Source organism: Variovorax sp. MHTC-1, from assembly GCF_003984645.1.
Taxonomy (GTDB): domain Bacteria; phylum Pseudomonadota; class Gammaproteobacteria; order Burkholderiales; family Burkholderiaceae_C; genus Variovorax.
Genome location: NZ_RWKI01000004.1, coordinates 87,002 through 105,601 on the forward strand (window position 1 = coordinate 87,002; position 18,600 = coordinate 105,601).

The following is an 18,600-nucleotide window of genomic DNA, read 5'->3' on the forward strand; positions in this document are numbered from 1 at the left end:
GTTGCAGAACTTCCGTGCTAGTCGGGTAGGCCTGCGCCTACCCGCATTGGCCGAGAAGACTCACCGAGGCGGTCAAGTCTCGCAGCTCATCATGACATCAACTTTCTCTTACTCATCTACTCATCTGCATCCATGCGCCCCCCATGACAACGAAGACCTATCTGGTCGAAGACAACGCCGTGATTCGCGAGAACCTCGTTGGATTCCTCGAAGATATTGCCGATGCGACCGTGGTCGCCCATGCGAGCGGCGAGGCCGAGGCGGTGGACTGGCTGCGCAATCATCGCGACAGCTGGGACGTGGCCATCGTCGACCTGTTCCTGAACCAGGGCAACGGCCTTGGCGTCCTCAATGCCTGCCGTGAGAGGTCGAGGCATCAGAAGGTGGTAGTCCTGAGCAACTACGCGACGCCCGACATGCGCGCGCGCACCAAGGCGCTGGGCGCCGATGCCTTCTTCGACAAGTCGGCAGAAATCGAATTGCTGCTCGACTACTGCGAGAAGCTGAGTCGCTGCAACGACTGAGGGCCGCGCTTCCGCGCTGGCGGAGAAATCGCTCTTGACCTAGAGTGCGCGCTAGCATTTCCAATGGTTTCGCCGGGTCGTCCGGTGAACACGGGAAATACGCCATGACCGCCATTGAGAACAAGAGATTCATCCAGGGCATCCACGCCGAGCTCGCCAAGGGCAACGGCAAGCCTTTCGTCGACAGCCTCGCCGATGATTTCAGCTGGATCATGAAGGGACGCACGCCCTGGTCGCGCGCGTACAACGGCAAGCAGGCCGTGCAGAACGAACTGCTCAAGCCCCTGTACGCGCAATTCGAAGGCCGCTACGTCAACACGGCCGAGCGCTTCATCGCCGAAGACGACTTCGTCGTCGTGCAGTGCAGCGGCGACGTCGTCACCAAGCGCGGCAAGCGCTACGACAACCAGTACTGCTTCATCTACCGGCTGGCCGGCGGCAGGGTGGTCGAGCTCACGGAGTATCTCGATACCGCGCTCGTCGACGAGGCGCTGGAGGCGCCCGCGCGTGCCGGGTAGCGCTTTCCGCATCGGCGAACTGGCCGCGCGCACCGGCCGCAGCGTGCACGCCATCCGCTGGTACGAGGCCCAGGGCCTGGTGCCCGGCGTGGCGCGCGACGAAGGTGGGCGGCGCGTCTACGGCGAGCTGCACGTGAGCTGGCTCGACCTGATGGAGCGCTTGCGCGCGACCGGCATGTCGATCGCGGAGATGCGCGAATACACGGCCCTGGTGATGCAGGGCAGCCGCACGCTGCGCCAGCGCCGCGACATGCTGTCCGACCATCGCGAGCGTGTGAACGCCACCATCGCCGAATGGCGGCGCGCGCTGATGCTGGTCGACAAGAAGATCGATTTCTACGACGCCTGGATGCAGACCGGCCAGCGCCCGCCGCTGATTCCAGCCGACACGCCGCGCGCCGTGCGCAAGAAGGCGCTGCCCGCGCCCGCGATCAGGAAGCGATGAAGTTGGCGCTTATTCGACGACCGTGCCCCCGTCCTTGCGGATCGATTCGCGCCCGTGCTTGCCGAGGCGGCCCAGCGCGTTGTCGAGTGCGCGCTTGAGCTTGTCGGCGGCACCGCGGAAGGCTTCGTCCAGATTCGATGCGTGCTGCGTCACGGCCACCGGATGATGGCGCGCGAGGCGCGCCTCCATCGCGCAGCGCTTGTCGCCGCCGCCGCTCTTGTCATGGTTCTCGTCGCTCAGGTGCACCTCGACGCGCGTCACGTCGGCCGCGAAACGGCTCAGTGCCTGCCTGATCTCCTCGTTGGCCCAGCGTTCTAGTGCATCCTTGTTCTCGATGCCGTTGCTGGTGTTCACTTGTATTTGCATGTCACGTACCTTTCGTGCTCATCTGCCTATGAGCAAGCCCGACTTTGCGCCCAACCCTGGCTCCCTGCGTAAGCATTTGGAGCATGCAGCCGAAGGAGATTCCAAACCATGCCCTCCGTGTCCGACCTTTCCGCCGGTGTTGCCTTCGTCGGCGGCAGCTACGTGCCCATCGCCGAGGCCGCCATTCCCATCACCGACTGGGGTTTCCTGCGCTCCGACGCCACCTACGACGTGGTCACGGTGTGGGACGGCGCCTTCTTCCGGCTCGATGCGCATCTGGAGCGCTTCATGCGCAGCTGCGAGCGCTTCCGGCTCGACCCCGGCCTCACGACAGCACAGATCACCGAGGTGCTGACCGAATGCGTGCGCAAGAGCGGCCTGCGGAACTCCTATGTCGAGATGATCGTCACGCGCGGCCAGCCGCCCTGGGGCTCGCGCGATCCGCGCCAGGCGGTCAACCGCTTCTACGCCTTCGCCGTGCCCTTCGTGTGGATCGCCAACGACGCGCAGCGCGAGCGCGGCCTGCATCTGAAGGTGAGCGAGGTGCAGCGCATCCCGGCGAGCTCGGTCGATCCGAAGGCCAAGAACTACCACTGGAACGACCTCACCATGGGCCTGCTGGGCGCGCTCGATGCGGGCGCCGACACCGTGGTGCTCGGCGATGCGGCCGGCAACGTGGTCGAAGGCCCGGGCTTCAACGTCTTCTGCGTGCAGGGCGGCACGATCGTGACGCCGAGGGACGGCGTGCTCGAAGGCATCTCGCGCCGCACGGTGATCGAGATCGCAGAGACGCTCGGCATGCCGGTCGAGCTGCGCGCGCTGCCGGCCGAGGAACTGCGCAGCGCCGACGAAGCTTTTCTAAGTACCTCGGGCGGCGGCGTGCTGCCGGTGACGCGGGTGGACGGCCGGGTGCTGGGCGACGGCGCGCCCGGCCCCGTCACGCAGCGCCTGCTCCAGGCCTACTGGGACTGGCATCGCGATCCGGCCTACAGCCGGCCCATCGACTACGGCCGCTGAATCAGGGCAGCGAGACGCGGTTCAGCGTCGCCGGATCGGCGACGATGTTCTTGACCGTGCCCCCCGGCTCGAACACCACCTGGTACTCGGCCCAGGTGTCGAGCCAGTAGCGCCACACGGGCGCGTCGAGCTTCGGCGTTTCGCTGCTGACGGGGTAGCCCAGCGCCATCAGCACCTGCTCTCGCGTCATGCCTGGCGTCACCTTCATGGCGGCGATGGCTGCGCGCGTCTTCTCCGGGTAGCCGGCCAGCTTGATCTTCGGGTCCTCGGTCACGACATAGCGCGGCCCGAACGCGGTGGTCGGGAGGTCGCGGCTGTAGTCGTTCTTGAGCCGTTGCGGGCGGCCGCCGATGTCCATGTCGACCCAGCGGAAGTCGTAGCCGGTGATGCGCGCGGGCGTGCCCGCGGCCACGATGCTCATGCCTTGCTCGTCGTAGTTGATGTCGCTGATCTGCTTGCCGTAGCTGCGCATGTTGCAGCACAGGTAGCCCTGGATCATCGGGCCCTGGGGCGGCGCCGGACGCTGGGCATGGGCGGCGGACATGGGAAGGGTGGCCGCCAGGACGGCGGCCAGGGCGAAGCGCTGGAACATGGGAACTCCCTTGTTTTTGAGTTGAAGTGTTCGCTACCCGCGGCGGGCGCCGGCAGCGCGGGGCATTCTAGATGCGCGCGCGTGGCCCTTGAGCCCGAACAGCGGGCGGAGCCAGCCGATGCGGCGGATCAGCCCGTCGCAGAGCGCCCAGCAGCCGAGCACCGTCAGTGCCGCCAGCAGCGCGGGCTCCAGCACCGGGCCGAGCCGCCACGGCGCGAGCGCGACGGCGCCGGCGACGATCAGCGTCTGGTGCAGCATGTACCAGGGGTAGACCGATTCGTTGGCCCAGCCCAGCCAGGGCCAGGGGCGGTCGAGGTGACGGTGCGCAAAGCCCAGGATCACCGCGAGCGCGCTCCACAGGTAGAGCGCGCGCAGCACCCGCAGCAGCCATGCGTCGGCGCCGCTCAGCTTGAGCGCGAAGTAGGCCGCGAGCAGCCCCGCCGCCAGCGCCAGCGCCCAGCCGCGCAGCCGCGCCAGCTCGCGCCAGAGTCCGGCATCGATGCCCATCCAGTAGCCGTAGAGAAAGACCGTGAAGTAGAGCGCGTGCAGGTACCAGTCGTGGATCAGGTCGTGGGTGGCCGGGAAGCGCGGGCCGAGCACCAGCGTGAAGAGCACGAGCGGCAGCGCCGGCAGCACCAGCAGCCGCCAGCGACGCAGGCCGGTGAAGGCGGTGCGCAGGCGCTGCCCCGCGGCCGAGCGCAGCACCGGCAGCAGCAGCGCCACCAGCACGGTGTAGGCGAAGAGGTAGGGCAGGTACCACAGGTGGTTCCAGGTCATGCCGAAATCGGAACCGGCGAAGGCGCCCTTCGGCCAGGGGCCCATCGCGAGGTAGCGCGCCATGAAGGCGCCGAACCCCGGCGCCACCAGCCCCTTGGCCACGGCTTCGGCGTAGGCCTGGTAGGGCACCACCACCGTCATCCCCACCGCCAGCGGCAGCAGCAGCCGCAGCGCGCGCTGCCCCACCAGCCGCAGCGGGTCCTGGCCGCGCAACAGGAATCCGAGCGCCACGCCAGACACCAGGAACACCAGGTCCATGCGCCAGATGTTGACGGCCTGCATCGGCCATTGCAGCCAGCGCGCGGCATGCGGGCTCTTGAGGTGCCAGGGCCAGTCGGCCACGTAGTACATCGCCACGTGGTAGAGGATCAGCAGCAGGAAGGCGAGCGCGCGCAGCGCGTCGATGTCGTGTCGTCGGTCGGGGCTCATGGTCCGGCTCCTTGGATGGCGAGGCGGCGATGGTGGCGTGCGCCGCTGCGCGCAGGCGCGGCCCGGGGACGATTCGCCGTCGCTTTGTGACGAGCGGCGGCTCCGAGGGATGAAATTCGGCCGTCCCGATCCGGATTCACGAGAATCCCGCCATGCCGAAGAACCTGTTCGAGCGCTACCAGCCTTACCGGCGGCGGGCCGAGATCGCCTTCTGGGTGATCGTGATGGCGCTGCAGGCGGCGTCCAACAGCGTGGTCGCGGTGATCGATGCGGCCAAGGCCGGCCGGTCGCTGCCGGTCTGGCAGCCGGTCACCTGGGAGCTTTCGAGCCACCTTGTGCTGCTGGCACTGGTGCCGGTGGTGTTCGCCTTCGAGCGCCGCTTTCCGCTCGACTTCGCCCACCTCAGGCGCAACTGGCCCTGGCACGTGGCAGGCAGCGTGGTGTTCAGCGCCGTTCACGTCGCCGGGATGATCGCCTTGCGCCACCTCGTCTATGCCTTGGCCGGAAGCCGGTACGACCCCGGGCCCTGGGCCGAGACCTGGTTCTACGAATACCTCAAGGACGTGCGCACCTACGCGCTGTTCCTCGTGGCCTTGCTGAGCTACCGGCTTTTCATGCTGCGGCTGCAGGGCGAGGCGCGCGTGCTCGATGCGCCGGAAGGCGCGGCCGAACCCGCGCCGCCCGCGCCCGAGGCGGCGCCGCAGCGGCCCGAGCGCTTCCTCGTGCGCAAGCTCCGGCGCGAGTTCCTGATCGCGGCCAGCGACATCGACTGGCTGCAGGCCCAGGGCAACTACGTCGGCCTGCGCGTCAATGGCCACGACTACTTGCTGCGCGCCACGCTGACCGACTTCCTGGCTCAGCTCGATCCGGCGCGCTATGCGCGCGTGCACCGCAGCTACGCGGCCAACCTGGACCGGGTGGCCGAGATCGAGCCGCTGGATGGCGGCGACGCCCGGCTGCACATGCGCGACGGCACGCAGATCCCCTGCAGCCGGCGCTACCGCGACGCGCTGCGGGCCTGAGGCGACAATCGCCAGCCTTCCCCGCAGCAAGAGAAAGAACATTCCCGATGGCCATCCAGTGGTTCCCCGGTCACATGCACCTGACCCAGAAGGCCATCGCCGAGCGGATCAAGGACATCGACGTCGTCATCGAGCTGCTCGATGCGCGCCTGCCGGGCTCCAGCGCCAATCCGATGCTGGCCGAGCTCACCGGCCACAAGCCGGGGCTCAAGGTGCTCAACAAACAGGACCTGGCCGACCCCGAGCGCACGGCGCTCTGGCTCGCGCATTACAACGCGCAGCCGGCGACGCGCGCGATCGGCCTCGATGCCAGCCAGACCACGCCGGCGCGCCAGCTGATCGAGGCCTGCCACCAACTCGCGCCGAACCGCGGCGGCATGGCCAAGCCGATGCGCGTGCTGATCTGCGGCATTCCCAACGTCGGCAAGTCCACGCTGATCAACACGCTGACCGGCAGCCGCAAGGCCAAGACCGGCGACGAGGCCGGCATCACCAAGCTCGAGCAGCGCATCGTGCTGGCCGACGACTTCTACCTGTGGGACACGCCCGGCATGCTGTGGCCGCGCATCATCGTGGCCAAGAGCGGCTACAACCTGGCTGCCAGCGGCGCCATCGGCCGCAACGCCTTCGACGAGGAAGAGGTGGCGCTGGAACTGCTCGGCTACCTGAAGCGGGACTACGCGGGCCTGGTCGAGGCGCGCTTCAAGCTCGAATCGATCGAGGGCTTCAGCGACGAGCAGGTGCTCGAAGCCATCGGCCGCAAGCGCGGCGCGCTGCTTGGCCGCGGCCGCGTGAACCTGCAGAAGGCGGCCGAGGTCGTGATGCACGAGTTCCGCAGCGGCAACATGGGCCGCATCACGCTGGAGACGCCAGAGGAGTTCGCAGATTGGCTCGTGGCGGGGCAGTTGCTCGATGCGGAGCGCCGGGCGAAGAAGGAGGCGCGCTCGCGCAAGAAGCGGCCGGCCGAGCGGGAAGACAGCCCGCCCGACCCCTGAATCATTGAAATCGGTCGGTGCCGTCCACCCGATACGGGCGCACCGTCGCCGTCCAGGGCAAGAGCCGCAGCCCGGCGTCGAGCGACGCGCCGGTCATGAGCAGCACGGCGAAGCTCAGGTTCAGGCATTGACGGTCCATTCCCGCGCCTCGATGGAGGCACCGAAACCGCGGCCGATGGCGCTCAGCGCGGTCGTGACGAACGTGGCAGGGGAAACGATGCGGTGCGGCTCATCATTCGGGCCGAAAGCGCGCAATTTCGCCTCAAACTCATCCGTATGGAGGATGGAGGCTGCGGGCCCGCCGACGGGAAAATGCAGGACCCACCCACCCTCGCCTGGTGGAGATGGCGATATTCCCGAATCAACTCGAATCAAACCCAACAAGCTGGAGCCGCCCCATGCACTATGTCCTGGCACGCATCAAGGTCAAGCCCGAGGTCGCCGAGCTCGCCAGGGGGATCCTTGTCGACCTGGCGGCCAAGTCGCGACAGGAGCCGGGCTGCGTGGCCTACGAGCTCTACCAGCAGGCCGAGGCGCCGCATGTGTTCCAGACCATGGAGCAGTGGAAGGACAAGGCGGACGCCGACGCCCACATGGCGTCCCTGCACGTGGGCGCGGCGCTCGCGGCCGCGGGCCCGCTGCTGGCCGAGGCGCCGGAGATCGTCGCCTGTCGCAGGCTGCTCTAGCGGGACGACGACGCCACGGGGTGCCGCTCTCCGACACGACGCCCGCCGCACCCGCGCGTAGCGTCGGTGTTTTGAAGGAGCGATCCACATGGCCAGCCACAACCAGGTGAGCACCAGCGGCGAGGGCACCCGTCCGACCACCAGCGGCGGGGTCGACAACATCGGCGCCGGCGAGAAGCTCGGCACCAAGCGCAATGCGGCCGGCGAGGAAGTCGGCGGCGGCCCGGCGCCCGCCGAGCGCATGAGCGCCAAGCGGCGGGACGTCGAGAACAACAGCCGCAACGACCTCGACGCCTTCGGCATGCGCGAAGACCTTTCGAGCGAACCCAATACCGAGCCGGAGCCGGCGCCCGAGGGAATGCCGGCGAATCAGCCGAAAGGCCCGGCCAAAGACCCGGAATGAACCTGCCGCGCTCGACGGGTCGACCGGTCAAGGGCGGCAAGTGGCGCAGACCTGATGGAGGAAGGCGCGCCGCACCTCCGACGCGCCTAGCAGGCTGGGCTCGATCGTGCGCGTGAACCAGGCCGGATTGCCGAGCAGGAAGTGCGCATGCAGGTCCACCAGCCGCCCGTGGCGTTGCGCGAGGCGCGCGATGACCTCGTTCACGCGGCGATGATTGGCGCGCGCGATGCTCGCCGGCACGGGGAGGAAGTTGCGGCTGTCGTCGCCGAAGGTCGGGTCGTACACCGTGCCGACGTAGACCGGCCGCACCGGCAGGGACACCAGGAAGGCGTCGAGCTTTCTTTCGAAGGCACGCACGCCCGGGCCCGTGTCCGAGACCAGGCCGCGCAGCAGGTCGTTGCCGCCGACGGTGAGGAGCGCGATGCCCCGGTTCGTCGGCGGGCGCCGCGGCAGCTGCGCCGGCAGGCTGTCGACCGTCGCGCCGTCCAGCGCGCAATGCAAGAGCCTCGTCGGGCCGAGCGTCTGCAGGTCGCGTCCCTTGAACTCGGGGAAGAGCGCATCGTCGTTGCGCACCAGCAGCTCGCCCGGCGTGATGCCGCGGTCGTTGTAGTGCCCACAGTCCAGCACCGAATCGCCGAAGGTGAACACCGTCAGCGGCTCGGCGCGGCCTTCTTCGACACCGCGGGCGCGGTCGTGCATCGCCATGGCGCCCAGCGAGGCCGCGGCTGCGAGCATCCAGTGCCTGCGGGCCGGCGAGCTCACGGCATCTGCGCGGAGGCGGCCTGGGCGTCGATCGCGTCGGCCGAGCCGGTGAGGCTCGCATCCTGCAGCGTCAGGCGCCGCACCAGTTCCCTGACATGCTCGAGGTGCTGCGCCTCCTGCTCGGCAGCCAGCGTGCAGCGCTGCGCAATGTCGGTGTGTCCGCCTTCGTTCGCGAGCTCGACCAGCAGTTCCCAGCCGGCGTTGTCGAAGAGCTCGGCGTCGAGCATCACGTTGAGCGACTGCACCAGCGAGGTCCGGGGATCGTTCATGGCCTGAACCAGGCCCATGCTCTGCACGCCGACCAGATCGGCGCAGGGCGTCTGCGCGGTCGGATCGGCACCGAGCGTCTCCAGTGCCTCCACCAGGATGTCGAGCAATGCCGAGTAGCGGTACATGTGGTCGAAGTCCTCCAGCAGCCCGAAGCGATAGACCTGCGCCAGGTAAGGATCCGGCTCCCGCATCGCGACGCCGGCCGTGATGTCGATCGCCACCTGTTCGTAGGCGATGGTCGTCTCCAGCGGCGAATGGTCGGCGCCGATCAGCCAGTTGATGGTGGTCGCCTGGTGCTGCTCCACGCGCCGCAGCATGCCGAGCACCGGCTGCAGCTCGCGGCTCATGCGCGCGCACGCATGCTTGAAGTGGAGCGCCTCGAGCTCGATGCCGTTCATGAGGATGATACGCACGCGCGTGTAGGCATCGTCGTCCAGCTTGCTGATCGGCTTCTGGACCATATCGCGCCAGGTGAAGCGTTGCCGTTCGAGCGCAACGCCTCGGTTGTCCATGATGTTCAGTGTCATCGGATGACTCCAGGATGGGGGTGGATGAAAAGGCCGTCGGTCCGGCGAACAAGAAGCGGGCAAGGGGTGTGCCCGGCGGCAAGCCGCGCCGGGCCGTGCGCAGCTGCGCGCCGGCGCTGCCTCTGGCGCCGGCTGCGGCAACTTTTGCCGCAGGAAGCGCGGCGGTGCGCTCGGCCTGCTTCAGGTACTAGCTTGGGACGAAGGTCCGCGCGAGCAGGGCCTCGAAGGTCGCCTCGGCATTGGCCAGCGCGGCCTGCTGCTGGAGCGAGATTGCGTGCAGGGCCGTCGCATGTCCAGCAAACGCCTGCTGCTGCGCGAGCGGCGCAACCATGATGGGGAGCGTGCGCAGACGCGCCTTCGAGATATTGGGCATCGATGCCGCCGTTCCGCTGGCCATCAGCCGAAGCCGTCTTCGCATGGCCGGCGCCATCAGCAGTGCCCAGAGGTAGAGCGGATGCACGCCAGCCTCCGCCCGCGGGCAGAGGCGGAAGATCAGGTCGGGCAGCAGGATGCGGCCCTGCGTTTCCCAGACGTAGGCCGGCGTGCCCACCAGCTCCGGCGTGTTCTTGCGGCTGAGCAGCAGATCGCCGCGCCGGATCTCGCTGCGCACATCGGGCACTTCCTTCTCCGGCAAGGTCTTGTGCTCCGACTCGTCGTAGGCGCCATTCTTCAGCGCGCTCAGGCGCAGCACGCCCCATTCATCGGGGGCCCTGGGCCGGTCGTGGCAGCGCGGGCTCTTGCCGCTGTCGATGCTCGCGAGCACATCGCCCAGCATCGCCACCGGCCAGCCCTTCGAATTGGCGGCGGCGTCGCCGAACATGTCGGCGTGGATGGCGAGAAGCAACTGCCCGGTCTTCTTGCGCGCCTCGCGCCGCAGCCGGACGATGCCTTCCGCGCAGGACAGCAGGTCGACCATGCGGCGCTGCTCGGCCAGCGCCGGCACCGGAATGGCCGTGCGCGCCATGAAGGCGGCGGGCACGCGCTGCTGGCCGGCGGTGCCGGTGAAGCTCCTGCGCGCCTCGCGCCTGAAGCGCTGCTGGCGCACGAAGTAGTAGAGCCACTCGGGGAGCACCGATTCCTTCGCGCGCAGCACGTGGAACTCGGTGGAGCCGAAGCCTCTGCCTCCGGCCAAGCCGCGCGCGATGGCTGCCTTGCCGTTTTCCATGCACGGCGTGATCTTGGCGAACAGCACGTCGTCTTCGGCGAAAGAGGTGTAGCCCTTCTTCACCTCGGCGAAGCGGCGCGTCAGGCGCTGCTCGATGGTGCCGGAGACCTCGTTCACCGCCGCCATCGGAACGAAGCCGACCTCGCAGTCGTCCTGCAGGCCATGCGACTTCGGCAGGCGCGGGTTGATGTCGCAGACTTCGCCGAGCAGCGCGATGCGCGGCGCCGGCGTCACGGAATGCGCTCCGCCAGGGCGGCGCGCAGCGCCTCGATCTCTTCCACGATCTCGGCCTCGATCGCCGCCAGCTCGCCGAGCAGCTCGCGCGGGTCCTGGTGCTCGACCTGTGCCTGGCTCATCGGACGGTAGCGGCTGGCCGACAGGTTGAAATCGCTGGCGCGCAGCGCGGCCGCATCGGCGAACCACCATTTCTCGGTCCACTCGGCCTCCGCATCCCGCGCCTGCCAGCGCGCCCACGCCGCATCGCGGCACGCGTAGGCCTGCGCCAGTGCGGGCAAGTCGTCGGCTTCGATCGGCGTGTCGTGGTTGGCGTCGAGCCGGTAGCCGTCGTCGTCGGCATGCAGGAACTGGACCCGCTGGGTGCAACCGCCGCGGCAAAAGAACAGCACCGAGGTCTTGACGCCCGAGTAGGGCTGGAACACGCCGCTGGGCAGGCTCAGCACGGCCTCGACGCGATGCTGCTCGATCAGCTGGCGGCGCAGCTCGCGGTGCGCCAGCGTGGAGCCGAAGAGCACGCCCTCCGGCACCACCACCGCGGCGCGGCCGTCGTGGCGCAGGCTGTCGAGCATGTACTTGAGGAACAGCAGCTCGGTGGCGCTGGTGCTGCCGATCTTCACCTCCTCGACGATGCGGTCCCTGTCGACCCGGCCCGAGAAGGGCGGATTCGCCAGCACCACGTGGAAGCCTTCGGCCGGCAGGCCCAGCGCCGCCTTGCAGCCGGCGTCGAGCGAGGTGGTCAGCACGTTGCGCTGCAGGATGCGCACGGTGGCCAGGCCGCGCAGCGTGAGGTTCATGGTCGCCAGCCGCACCATCTTCGGATCGACGTCGTTGCCGAAGAAGGTGGCGGTCTGCAGCGTGGCCAGCTGGTCGGCCGAAAGCTGGTCGCCCAGGCCGCGCCGGTGCGTCTTGCCGTCGAGCTCGGCCTCCACGATGCCGCCGGGCGAGGAGTTCGCGAGCCGGATCTGGTTGTAGGCTGCTACCAGAAAGCCCGCGGTGCCGGCTGCCGGGTCGTAGACGGTCTCGCCGACCTGCGGATCGACCATCTCGACGATGGTGCGGATGATGTGGCGCGGCGTGCGGAACTGGCCCAGTTCGCCGGCCTGCTTCATCTGGCGCAGCACGTGCTCGAACAGGTCGCCCTTGGTGTCGGCATCGGCCTGGTCGAGCCTGAGGCCATCGACCAGGCGGATGACCTGCGTCAGCACTGTGGGGTCGTCGATGCCCAGGCGCGCGCCGCGCATGAAGTCGTAGGCCGAGGCTTCGCCGATCTCGGCGAAGAAGGGAAACACCTCGTCGCGCACGAAGCGCACCAGCGCCTCGCCCGCGAGCTCCCGCGACCAGTGCGACCAGCGAAAGCGGCTGCGCGCGATGGTCGGCGCGCCGGTCTGCAGCACGGTGGCGGCCAGGTTGCCTTCGCGGACGGACGGGACGAAGGCATTCAACGGATTCCTCAATTCCCATTCGCCGTCGAACAGGCTGATGGAGCGCGTCTTCAGCATGCGGGCGCGCGCCTTGGCCTCGGCGTCGATGCCCTCGACGAGATAGAAGAAGAACAGGAAGGACAGCTGCTCGGCGTTGTTGACCGGGTCCGGGTAGCCGCCGCCAAAAAGGTAATCGCGAATCTGGTCAATGGACCGTCGCATGTCGGCAGTCAGGGGCATGAGGGCAGGGCGCTCGAAGAATTTGTGTTTGTGGGTCGCGAGTCTACGAGGCAATTGGAGGGGGTTGACGGCCTCCCCAGCGGCGCCGCCGCTGTAGCAAACTCGGGAACCTCTCAAGAACACCCCGCCATGCCGCCCACACCGCCCCTGCTAGAAGTCACCCAGCCCGACCTTTCCGCCTACCGCCAGGGCAACACCGGCGTCGACTATGTCCATCGCTTCGAATCGGGCCAATCCGGGCCGCATGTGCTGATCAATGCGCTGACCCACGGCAACGAGATCTGCGGCATGGTGGCCGCCACCCATCTGCTCGACAGCGGCGTGCGCCCGAAGATCGGCACGCTCACCGTGAGCTTCGCCCACGTGGAGGCCTACAACGCCTTCGACCCCGCTCAGCCTTTCGAGAACCGCCAGCTCGTCCACAACCTCAACCGCGTCTGGTCCGACGAATGGCTGGACGGCCCCGAGGACAGCCCCGAGCTGCGCCGCGCCCGCGAACTGCGGCCGGTGGTGGCCGCGGCCGATCACATCCTGGACATCCACTCGACCAGCCAGCCGGTGGCGCCTTTCTGGGTCTACCCGGCCTTCGCACGCAACACCGCTGTGGCGCTGGCGATCGGGCGCCCCCCGATCCACCTGCTCATGCCCAAGGGCCTGGGCTCGGGCACGCCGCTGATCCAGCATGGCCGCCACGGCGAGGACGAGAGCCCGGCCGGCGCCGCCATGGTGGTCGAGTGCGGCCAGCACTTCCTGCAGGCCACGGCCGATCTCGCCACCGTCGTGAGCCTGGATTTCCTGGCCCATTTCGGCCTGATCGAGCGCGACCCGGCCACGCCGGCGCCCGGCCCGCAGCAGCGCTTCGAGCTGCTGGAAACGCGCATGGTCAAGACCGAGGAATTCCGCTTCGCGCGGCCGCTGCTCGGCTTCGAAGTGTTCGCCAAGGGCGAGCTGATCGCGACCGATGGGACGGAGGAGATTCGCGCGCCCTGCGACGACTGCACGGTGCTGATGCCGGCGCGGGTGCCGATCGTGGGGCGGGAAGCGGTGTACCTGACCCGGCCGCTGTAGAGCCGGGGCTGGGCTACTTGCCCCAGCTGTCCTTCATGCCGGCCGCGCGATTGAACACCAGCCCGTTGCCTTGGCGCGTGTCCGGCACGAAGTAGCCGTGCCGTTCGAACTGGAAGCCAGCGCCGCCGGCGGGGCTTGCCAGTGCGGGCTCGACATAAGCGCTGGCCGTGGTCAGGCTCGTGGCATTGAGTTCTTCCTCCAAACCGCCGCCCCCCGGCTGCGGCGCCGCGAACAGCCGCTCGTACAGCCGCACCTCGGCCGGCACCGCATCCGCCGCCGCCACCCAGGTGATGTTGCCCTTGACCTTGATCGCGTCCGCGCCCGGCGTTCCGCTCTTGGTGTCCGGCACCAGCTTGGCCTGTACTTCGACCAGCTTGCCGTCCGCGTCCCGGGTGCCGCCGGCGCATTCGATGACGTGGCCGTACTTCAGGCGCACCTTGTTGCCTGGGAACAGGCGGAAGAAGCCCTTGGGCTGCACGTCCTCGTAGTCGGTGCGCTCGATCCAGACCTCGCGGCCCAGCTTGAAGCTGCGCTTGCCCATCTCCGGATGGTGCGGATGCACGGGTGCCGTGCATTCGTCGAGGAAGCCGGCGCCCATCAGCTCGTCCCAGTTGGTGATGACGAGCTTTACCGGGTCGAGCACGGCCATGGCCCGCGGGGCGATCGGGTCCAGGGTGTCGCGCAGCGCGGCTTCGAGGCTCGCGTAGTCGATCCAGCCGCCGGACTTGGTGACGCCCGAGCGTTCGCAGAAAAGCTTCAGCGCCTCGGGCGTGTAGCCGCGGCGGCGCAGGCCGGCCAAGGTCGGCATGCGGGGGTCGTCCCAGCCGTCGACATGGCCTTCCTCGACCAGCTGGCGCAGGCGGCGCTTGCTGGTGATCACGTGGGTCACGTTGAGGCGCGCGAATTCGTACTGGCGCGGGTGCGGCGTGGCGATCAGGCCGCCTTCGGCCAGGCGGTCGAGCAGCCAGTCGTAGAAGGGGCGCTGGTCCTCGAATTCCAGCGTGCAGATGCTGTGCGTGATCTGCTCCAGCGCGTCCTCGATCGGGTGCGCAAAGGTGTACATCGGGTAGATGCACCAGGTGTCGCCGGTGTTGTGGTGCGTGGCGCGGCGGATGCGGTAGAGCGCCGGATCGCGCATGTTGATGTTGGGGCTTCCCATGTCGATCTTGGCGCGCAGCACGGCGGCGCCGTCGGCGAGCTGGCCGTCGCGCATGGCGCGGAAGCGCTCGAGGTTCTGCTCGGGCGTGCGGCCGCGGAAGGGGCTGTCGGTGCCCGGCGTGTTGAAGTCGCCGCGGGTGGCGCGGATCTCCTCGGCGCTCTGCTCGTCGACATAGGCCAGGCCGGCGCCGATCAGGTACTCGGCGGCGCGGTACATGAAGTCGAAATAGTTGCTCGCGAAGTAGACGTGCTCGTTGGGCGCGCCGAGCCGGGCCGGATCGTCGGCCAGCACGGTGTCGTATCCCAGCCACTTCACGGCGTCGCGGATCGCGTCGACGTATTCCTGCTCTTCCTTCTCGGGGTTGGTGTCGTCGAAGCGCAAATGGCACACGCCGCCGTATTCCCGGGCGAGCTCGAAGTTGAGCCAGATGCTCTTGGCGTGGCCGATGTGCAGATAGCCATTGGGTTCGGGCGGGAAGCGCAGGCGCACCCGGGCCGGGTCCTGCATGCCCTGGGCATGGTGCGCCGCGTCGCCGGGAGAGCCGCCCCACTGGCGGCCCGCGTAGTGGCCCTGTTCGAGGTCGTTTTCGATGACGTGGCGCAGAAAATTGCTCGGTTTGGCGGTGTCGTGGTCGGCAGGGGAAGTCATCCTTTCATTCTAGGTGGCGCCCTCGTGGAGTTACCTTTTGCAACTTTCTTCACCTGGCAATGTGAACGGCGTTGACACTTGGCGCGTTCAATAACGGCATGGGCGGTTTGCGCCCTCCCCACAAGGAGTCCACAAAATGAGCCTCACTCGTTCCACTTTCTTCAAATGGGCTGCCGCCGGTGCGGTCGCAGCGGGCGCATTGTTCACCGCGGCTTCGGCCAGCGCCGGCAATGTGAACTGGTCGGTCGGCATCCACACCCCTGGCGTGGTCGTGGGCGTGGGAGGTCCTCCGGTGTATTACGCGCCGCCTCCGGTCTACTACGCGCCGCCGCCGCCGGTCTACTACCGTCCGGCACCGGTGTACTACGGTCCGCCGGCACCGGTTTACTACCGTCAGCCGCATGGCTACTACCGCCATCATTACTACCGCGGTCACGGCCACCGCCATGGTCATCGCCACGGCCATCGCCACGGCCACTGGCGCTAAGCGCGAGCAGTCACGATTTCCTGCTGTCACATGAAAAACCGGCCCTCGAAGGGCCGGTTTTTTCATGGGCGCCTCGTTCTTACATGGCGCGGAACAGATGAGCGTAGAGGCGGCTGACCGGGATTTTTTCCTGGCGGCCGCGCAGCACCAGGTGCAGCTTGCCGGCCTCGTCGCGATGCACCGACTCGACCGCATCGCTGCGCACCACGATCGCGCGGTGCACCTGCCAGAAGACGCCGGCGTCGAGCTGCGGCAGCAGCTGCCTGAGCGGCGTGCGGATCAGGTATTCGTGGCTGGCGGTCAGCACGCGCACGTACTTGTCGGCCGCCTCGAAATACTGCACCTCGTCGATCGGGATCATGCGCACCATGTTGCCGGATGAGCCGGCCTCGCTGGCGGCGATCAGCTTGAGCGGCGCGGTGGCGCTTTCGGCGCCCTGCGGGGCCGCCGCCGCCAGCAGCTTGCGCCACTGCGAAAGGGTGCTGGCCAGTGCGTCGTCAGCCGGTACCGCAGGTGAATTGCGAAGTTCCAGCGCATCCTTCAGGCGCGCGACGGTGCGCTGCAGGCGTTCGGGCTGCACCGGCTTCAGCACGTAGTCGATGGCCTGGGCGTCGAAGGCGCGGGCCGCGTATTCGTCGTAGGCGGTCACGAACACCAGTTGCGGCATCGGCGTCTCGTCGGCGGGCCAGGCATCGGCCAGTTCGGCGGCGGCGGCCAGGCCGTCTTGGCCCGGCATGCGGATGTCGAAGAACAGCACATGCGGCAACAGGCGCAGCGCCTCTCGCACCGCGCTCCGGCCGTCGCCTGCAATGGCAAGCACCTCCAGTTCGGGCCAGGCGGCGGCGAGTTCGGCGTGCAGGGCCTGGGCCAGCAGCGGCTCGTCTTCGGCGATGAGGGCGGTGGGCTTCATGCGGACAAGGGCAGGGTGATGGTGGCGCAGGTGCCGCCGGCCGGAAGCGCGCTCAGGCTCAGCGTACTCAGCGGGCCGTACACGGTGGCCAGCCGCTCGCGCACCTGCGCGAGGCCGAAGCCGCCATCTTCGGACGGTGCCCCTGCTTTGTCGATGCCCGCGCCGGTGTCGCGCACGTCGATCAGGAGGCGCTGGCCGTCGCGCCGTGCGCCGACCGTGATCTCGCCGCCTTGCACCTGGGGCTCGAGGCCGTGCCGGATGGCGTTTTCGACCAGCGGCTGCAGCAAGAGCGGCGGCACCGGCAGCTCGCGCAGGTCGTCGGGCAGGTCGAGCCGGTAGGCCAGCCGCGCGCCCATGCGCACCGACATCAGCTCGAGATAGTCGCCCAGGCGCTGGAACTCGGCCGCCAGCGGATGGGCGAGCGCGCGCGAGCCGCTGAGCGTCACGCGCAGGTAGCTGTTGAGGCGGTCGAGCATGGCCACGGCGCGCTGCGGATCGGTGGTGATCAGCGCGCGCAGGTTGGCCAGCGTGTTGAAGAGCATGTGCGGCTCGAGCTGCGTTTCGATCAGCTTGAGCCGCGCATCGGTGGCATCGCGTTCGGCGAGCGCGATCTGGCCTTCGAGGTACTTGGCCTTGCCGTGGCTGTAATAGAAGTAGCAGATCGCGATGGTCGCGACCAGCGTGATCACCAGCGTCGAGGCGAGTCGGTCCGGCGAGAGGCTCCAGAACTCCAGCATCGGCTTGCCGGTCCAGACGTCGCCGATCGCGTTGCCGCCGAGAAAGCCGATCGCTGCGCCCCCGAGGACCAGCAGGATGCCCGGCAGGCCCGTCGGCCAGCGCGGGTCGCTGCGCCCAGCGAGCAGCAGGCGGCCGATGTCGACCACGAGCCAGCTGATCAGCCCGATCGAGAGCGAGTAGACGAGCTGCGTCGCCCAACTGCTGCCGCGCGACATGGCCAGCGCCACCGCGATCACGCAGCAGAACACGGCCGTGGTGAGGCCGTGCCGCAGCAGGTCCTTGAGATTCTCCGGCGTGAAGGTGCGCGCCAGCGCGTCGATCACCGGCGGTCTCCGCCTCGCATCGCCTTCCGTTCGCGTTCCAGCAGGCGGTCGTAGAGGCTGCCGCCGGGCGCGACGAAGAACACCACCGCGCCGTGGATCAGCAGGCCCAGGCCCCAGCCGAGCAGCGGGTACATGGCCCAGTCCTGCCCGCGCGAGGTGGCCAGCAGCACGAGGAAGAGATTGACCAGCACATAGACGGTGGCATGGATGTACCAGCCCATCTTGGCGCCGGCGCGGCGGCGGGCGAGCCGCTCGAGCTGATCATGGTTGGAGGAGTTGTCGTTCATGGTGTCGCCTCTTTTCTGGAGGGGGAAGAAGATTCTGGCTGATCCTAGGGCGCCCTAGGCGCGTGCCGCCGGCAGTTCGGCTTGCGTGCGGTCGGTGCGCAGCGCCAGGGTCCACATGCGCAGCGCACGGGCCGTGAAGATGCCACTGAAGCCGCCATAGAGCGCGCTGATGCCGAGCGCGAATGCCCCCTGCTGCTTGAGCTCGGGATGCATCGCGAGCAGCACGCCGACCGCGTACTTGGTGAAGAAGATGCCCATCATGAGTGCCAGCGGGACGGCGCTGCCGGCGACATGGAACAGGCGCGCCGCGGCGTCGTAGCGCGTGCCGGCGGGCAGCGGCCTTTGCAGCACGGTCCAGAGCATCAGCGAAGCCGCCGCGGCCCAGGCCATGAGTGCCGCCGGCGAATCGCCGAAGCCGGACAGAACGCCGTAGACCGACAAAGCGGTCATGGCGATCGGCATGAGGGCGATGCGGGTCAGGCTCACGCTGCCGGCGAGCAGTTGCTTCGCGCCCAGCCACACGAGGAAGGCGAAGAGCGCGAACACCCAGCGCGGGGTATGGGCCAGGATCTGGGTCAGCATCA

General features: G+C 68.4%; 22 protein-coding genes and 1 pseudogene. 10 read left to right on the forward strand and 13 right to left on the reverse strand.

All coding sequences use genetic code 11. The annotated features are described in order from the left end of the window. Positions 1–143: 143 nt before the first annotated feature. From EJI01_RS08470 to EJI01_RS08480, 3 genes are all read left to right on the forward strand, one after another. Positions 144–524 (forward strand): response regulator transcription factor, encoded by a 381-nt coding sequence (locus EJI01_RS08470; protein WP_126836681.1) that lies wholly within the window; start codon positions 144–146, stop codon positions 522–524. 104 nt (positions 525–628) lie between these two features. Beyond that, positions 629–1,042 carry a nuclear transport factor 2 family protein gene (locus EJI01_RS08475; RefSeq protein ID WP_126836682.1) on the forward strand — a complete coding sequence of 138 codons (414 nt, stop codon included), beginning with the start codon at positions 629–631 and terminating at the stop codon, positions 1,040–1,042. After that, on the forward strand, positions 1,032–1,487 hold the full coding sequence (locus tag EJI01_RS08480) for a MerR family transcriptional regulator (RefSeq protein ID WP_126836683.1): 456 nt from the start codon (positions 1,032–1,034) through the stop codon (positions 1,485–1,487). Before EJI01_RS08475 ends, EJI01_RS08480 begins: the two co-directional genes overlap by 11 nt. Positions 1,488–1,496: 9 nt before the next feature. On the opposite strand, the gene EJI01_RS08485 is transcribed toward EJI01_RS08480, so the two are convergent. Continuing rightward, positions 1,497–1,853 (reverse strand): HPF/RaiA family ribosome-associated protein, encoded by a 357-nt coding sequence (locus tag EJI01_RS08485; RefSeq protein ID WP_126836684.1) that lies wholly within the window; start codon positions 1,851–1,853, stop codon positions 1,497–1,499. A gap of 108 nt (positions 1,854–1,961) precedes the next feature. On the opposite strand from EJI01_RS08485, the gene EJI01_RS08490 reads away from it, so the two are divergent. Continuing rightward, positions 1,962–2,870, forward strand: coding sequence for an aminotransferase class IV (locus EJI01_RS08490; protein WP_126836685.1), 909 nt, complete (start codon positions 1,962–1,964; stop codon positions 2,868–2,870). A gap of 1 nt (position 2,871) precedes the next feature. Here EJI01_RS08490 and bamE read toward each other — a convergent pair whose 3' ends face one another. Together bamE and EJI01_RS08500 are read right to left on the reverse strand one after the other, a co-directional pair. Then, a complete protein-coding gene (gene bamE / locus EJI01_RS08495; protein ID WP_126836686.1) occupies positions 2,872–3,462 on the reverse strand; it encodes an outer membrane protein assembly factor BamE in 591 nt (196 codons plus the stop codon). A gap of 33 nt (positions 3,463–3,495) precedes the next feature. Beyond that, positions 3,496–4,668: an acyltransferase family protein gene (locus tag EJI01_RS08500; RefSeq protein WP_126836687.1), complete on the reverse strand. Its 1,173-nt coding sequence runs from the start codon at positions 4,666–4,668 to the stop codon at positions 3,496–3,498. Positions 4,669–4,820: 152 nt separating this feature from the next. On the opposite strand from EJI01_RS08500, the gene EJI01_RS08505 reads away from it, so the two are divergent. After that, entirely contained in the window at positions 4,821–5,690 is an 870-nt protein-coding gene (locus EJI01_RS08505) for a LytTR family DNA-binding domain-containing protein (RefSeq protein WP_126836688.1), read from the forward strand. 47 nt (positions 5,691–5,737) lie between these two features. Beyond that, entirely contained in the window at positions 5,738–6,685 is a 948-nt protein-coding gene (gene ylqF / locus EJI01_RS08510; RefSeq protein ID WP_126836689.1) for a ribosome biogenesis GTPase YlqF, read from the forward strand. Position 6,686: 1 nt separating this feature from the next. Here ylqF and EJI01_RS28720 read toward each other — a convergent pair whose 3' ends face one another. Continuing rightward, on the reverse strand, positions 6,687–6,824 hold the full coding sequence (locus EJI01_RS28720; protein WP_185878867.1) for a hypothetical protein: 138 nt from the start codon (positions 6,822–6,824) through the stop codon (positions 6,687–6,689). A gap of 259 nt (positions 6,825–7,083) precedes the next feature. Between EJI01_RS28720 and EJI01_RS08515 the strand changes: the two genes are divergently transcribed. Both EJI01_RS08515 and EJI01_RS08520 read left to right on the forward strand, forming a co-directional pair. After that, positions 7,084–7,371, forward strand: coding sequence for a putative quinol monooxygenase (locus EJI01_RS08515; protein ID WP_126836690.1), 288 nt, complete (start codon positions 7,084–7,086; stop codon positions 7,369–7,371). An 88-nt stretch (positions 7,372–7,459) separates the two neighbouring features. Further along, entirely contained in the window at positions 7,460–7,774 is a 315-nt protein-coding gene (locus EJI01_RS08520) for a hypothetical protein (protein WP_185878868.1), read from the forward strand. Between the two features lie 27 nt (positions 7,775–7,801). On the opposite strand, the gene EJI01_RS08525 is transcribed toward EJI01_RS08520, so the two are convergent. The 4 genes and pseudogenes from EJI01_RS08525 to EJI01_RS08540 form a co-directional block, all read right to left on the reverse strand. After that, positions 7,802–8,536 carry an SGNH/GDSL hydrolase family protein gene (locus EJI01_RS08525; protein ID WP_260602376.1) on the reverse strand — a complete coding sequence of 245 codons (735 nt, stop codon included), beginning with the start codon at positions 8,534–8,536 and terminating at the stop codon, positions 7,802–7,804. Between the two features lie 362 nt (positions 8,537–8,898). Next, positions 8,899–9,333: pseudogene (locus EJI01_RS08530) on the reverse strand (hypothetical protein); the annotation flags it as partial. A gap of 187 nt (positions 9,334–9,520) precedes the next feature. After that, positions 9,521–10,732 carry a restriction endonuclease subunit S gene (locus EJI01_RS08535; protein ID WP_126836691.1) on the reverse strand — a complete coding sequence of 404 codons (1,212 nt, stop codon included), beginning with the start codon at positions 10,730–10,732 and terminating at the stop codon, positions 9,521–9,523. Then, positions 10,729–12,378, reverse strand: coding sequence for a class I SAM-dependent DNA methyltransferase (locus tag EJI01_RS08540; RefSeq protein WP_221885655.1), 1,650 nt, complete (start codon positions 12,376–12,378; stop codon positions 10,729–10,731). Before EJI01_RS08540 ends, EJI01_RS08535 begins: the two co-directional genes overlap by 4 nt. A 147-nt stretch (positions 12,379–12,525) precedes the next feature. Between EJI01_RS08540 and EJI01_RS08545 the strand changes: the two genes are divergently transcribed. Beyond that, positions 12,526–13,464: a succinylglutamate desuccinylase/aspartoacylase family protein gene (locus EJI01_RS08545; RefSeq protein ID WP_126836693.1), complete on the forward strand. Its 939-nt coding sequence runs from the start codon at positions 12,526–12,528 to the stop codon at positions 13,462–13,464. Positions 13,465–13,477: 13 nt separating this feature from the next. On the opposite strand, the gene EJI01_RS08550 is transcribed toward EJI01_RS08545, so the two are convergent. After that, positions 13,478–15,271 carry a glutamine--tRNA ligase/YqeY domain fusion protein gene (locus EJI01_RS08550; RefSeq protein ID WP_126836694.1) on the reverse strand — a complete coding sequence of 598 codons (1,794 nt, stop codon included), beginning with the start codon at positions 15,269–15,271 and terminating at the stop codon, positions 13,478–13,480. Positions 15,272–15,407: 136 nt separating this feature from the next. On the opposite strand from EJI01_RS08550, the gene EJI01_RS08555 reads away from it, so the two are divergent. Next, entirely contained in the window at positions 15,408–15,758 is a 351-nt protein-coding gene (locus EJI01_RS08555) for a hypothetical protein (protein WP_126836695.1), read from the forward strand. Positions 15,759–15,837: 79 nt separating this feature from the next. On the opposite strand, the gene EJI01_RS08560 is transcribed toward EJI01_RS08555, so the two are convergent. The 4 genes from EJI01_RS08560 to EJI01_RS08575 are packed head-to-tail and all read right to left on the reverse strand — an operon-like array spanning position 15,838 to position 18,598. After that, entirely contained in the window at positions 15,838–16,668 is an 831-nt protein-coding gene (locus EJI01_RS08560) for a LytR/AlgR family response regulator transcription factor (RefSeq protein WP_126836696.1), read from the reverse strand. Further along, entirely contained in the window at positions 16,665–17,729 is a 1,065-nt protein-coding gene (locus tag EJI01_RS08565) for a sensor histidine kinase (RefSeq protein WP_260602377.1), read from the reverse strand. The genes EJI01_RS08560 and EJI01_RS08565 overlap by 4 nt, the downstream gene beginning before the upstream one ends. After that, positions 17,726–18,016: a 2TM domain-containing protein gene (locus EJI01_RS08570; protein WP_126836697.1), complete on the reverse strand. Its 291-nt coding sequence runs from the start codon at positions 18,014–18,016 to the stop codon at positions 17,726–17,728. Before EJI01_RS08570 ends, EJI01_RS08565 begins: the two co-directional genes overlap by 4 nt. 54 nt (positions 18,017–18,070) lie before the next feature. Beyond that, positions 18,071–18,598, reverse strand: coding sequence for a DUF6622 family protein (locus tag EJI01_RS08575; protein WP_126836939.1), 528 nt, complete (start codon positions 18,596–18,598; stop codon positions 18,071–18,073). Between the last annotated feature and the right edge of the window lie 2 nt (positions 18,599–18,600).

Bases quoted from the DNA above. Each gene is read 5' to 3' on its own strand.
- EJI01_RS08520 (WP_185878868.1), top strand. From the start codon at position 7,460: ATGGCCAGCCACAACCAGGTGAGCACCAGCGGCGAGGGCACCCGTCCG.
- EJI01_RS08555 (WP_126836695.1), top strand. From the start codon at position 15,408: ATGAGCCTCACTCGTTCCACTTTCTTCAAATGGGCTGCCGCCGGTGCG.
- EJI01_RS08515 (WP_126836690.1), top strand. From the start codon at position 7,084: ATGCACTATGTCCTGGCACGCATCAAGGTCAAGCCCGAGGTCGCCGAG.
- EJI01_RS08490 (WP_126836685.1), top strand. From the start codon at position 1,962: ATGCCCTCCGTGTCCGACCTTTCCGCCGGTGTTGCCTTCGTCGGCGGC.
- EJI01_RS08570 (WP_126836697.1), bottom strand. From the start codon at position 18,016: ATGAACGACAACTCCTCCAACCATGATCAGCTCGAGCGGCTCGCCCGC.
- ylqF (WP_126836689.1), top strand. From the start codon at position 5,738: ATGGCCATCCAGTGGTTCCCCGGTCACATGCACCTGACCCAGAAGGCC.
- bamE (WP_126836686.1), bottom strand. From the start codon at position 3,462: ATGTTCCAGCGCTTCGCCCTGGCCGCCGTCCTGGCGGCCACCCTTCCC.
- EJI01_RS08485 (WP_126836684.1), bottom strand. From the start codon at position 1,853: ATGCAAATACAAGTGAACACCAGCAACGGCATCGAGAACAAGGATGCA.
- EJI01_RS08550 (WP_126836694.1), bottom strand. From the start codon at position 15,271: ATGACTTCCCCTGCCGACCACGACACCGCCAAACCGAGCAATTTTCTG.
- EJI01_RS08475 (WP_126836682.1), top strand. From the start codon at position 629: ATGACCGCCATTGAGAACAAGAGATTCATCCAGGGCATCCACGCCGAG.
- EJI01_RS08560 (WP_126836696.1), bottom strand. From the start codon at position 16,668: ATGAAGCCCACCGCCCTCATCGCCGAAGACGAGCCGCTGCTGGCCCAG.
- EJI01_RS08545 (WP_126836693.1), top strand. From the start codon at position 12,526: ATGCCGCCCACACCGCCCCTGCTAGAAGTCACCCAGCCCGACCTTTCC.
- EJI01_RS08575 (WP_126836939.1), bottom strand. From the start codon at position 18,598: ATGCTGACCCAGATCCTGGCCCATACCCCGCGCTGGGTGTTCGCGCTC.
- EJI01_RS08505 (WP_126836688.1), top strand. From the start codon at position 4,821: ATGCCGAAGAACCTGTTCGAGCGCTACCAGCCTTACCGGCGGCGGGCC.
- EJI01_RS08470 (WP_126836681.1), top strand. From the start codon at position 144: ATGACAACGAAGACCTATCTGGTCGAAGACAACGCCGTGATTCGCGAG.
- EJI01_RS08540 (WP_221885655.1), bottom strand. From the start codon at position 12,378: ATGCGACGGTCCATTGACCAGATTCGCGATTACCTTTTTGGCGGCGGC.
- EJI01_RS28720 (WP_185878867.1), bottom strand. From the start codon at position 6,824: ATGGACCGTCAATGCCTGAACCTGAGCTTCGCCGTGCTGCTCATGACC.
- EJI01_RS08500 (WP_126836687.1), bottom strand. From the start codon at position 4,668: ATGAGCCCCGACCGACGACACGACATCGACGCGCTGCGCGCGCTCGCC.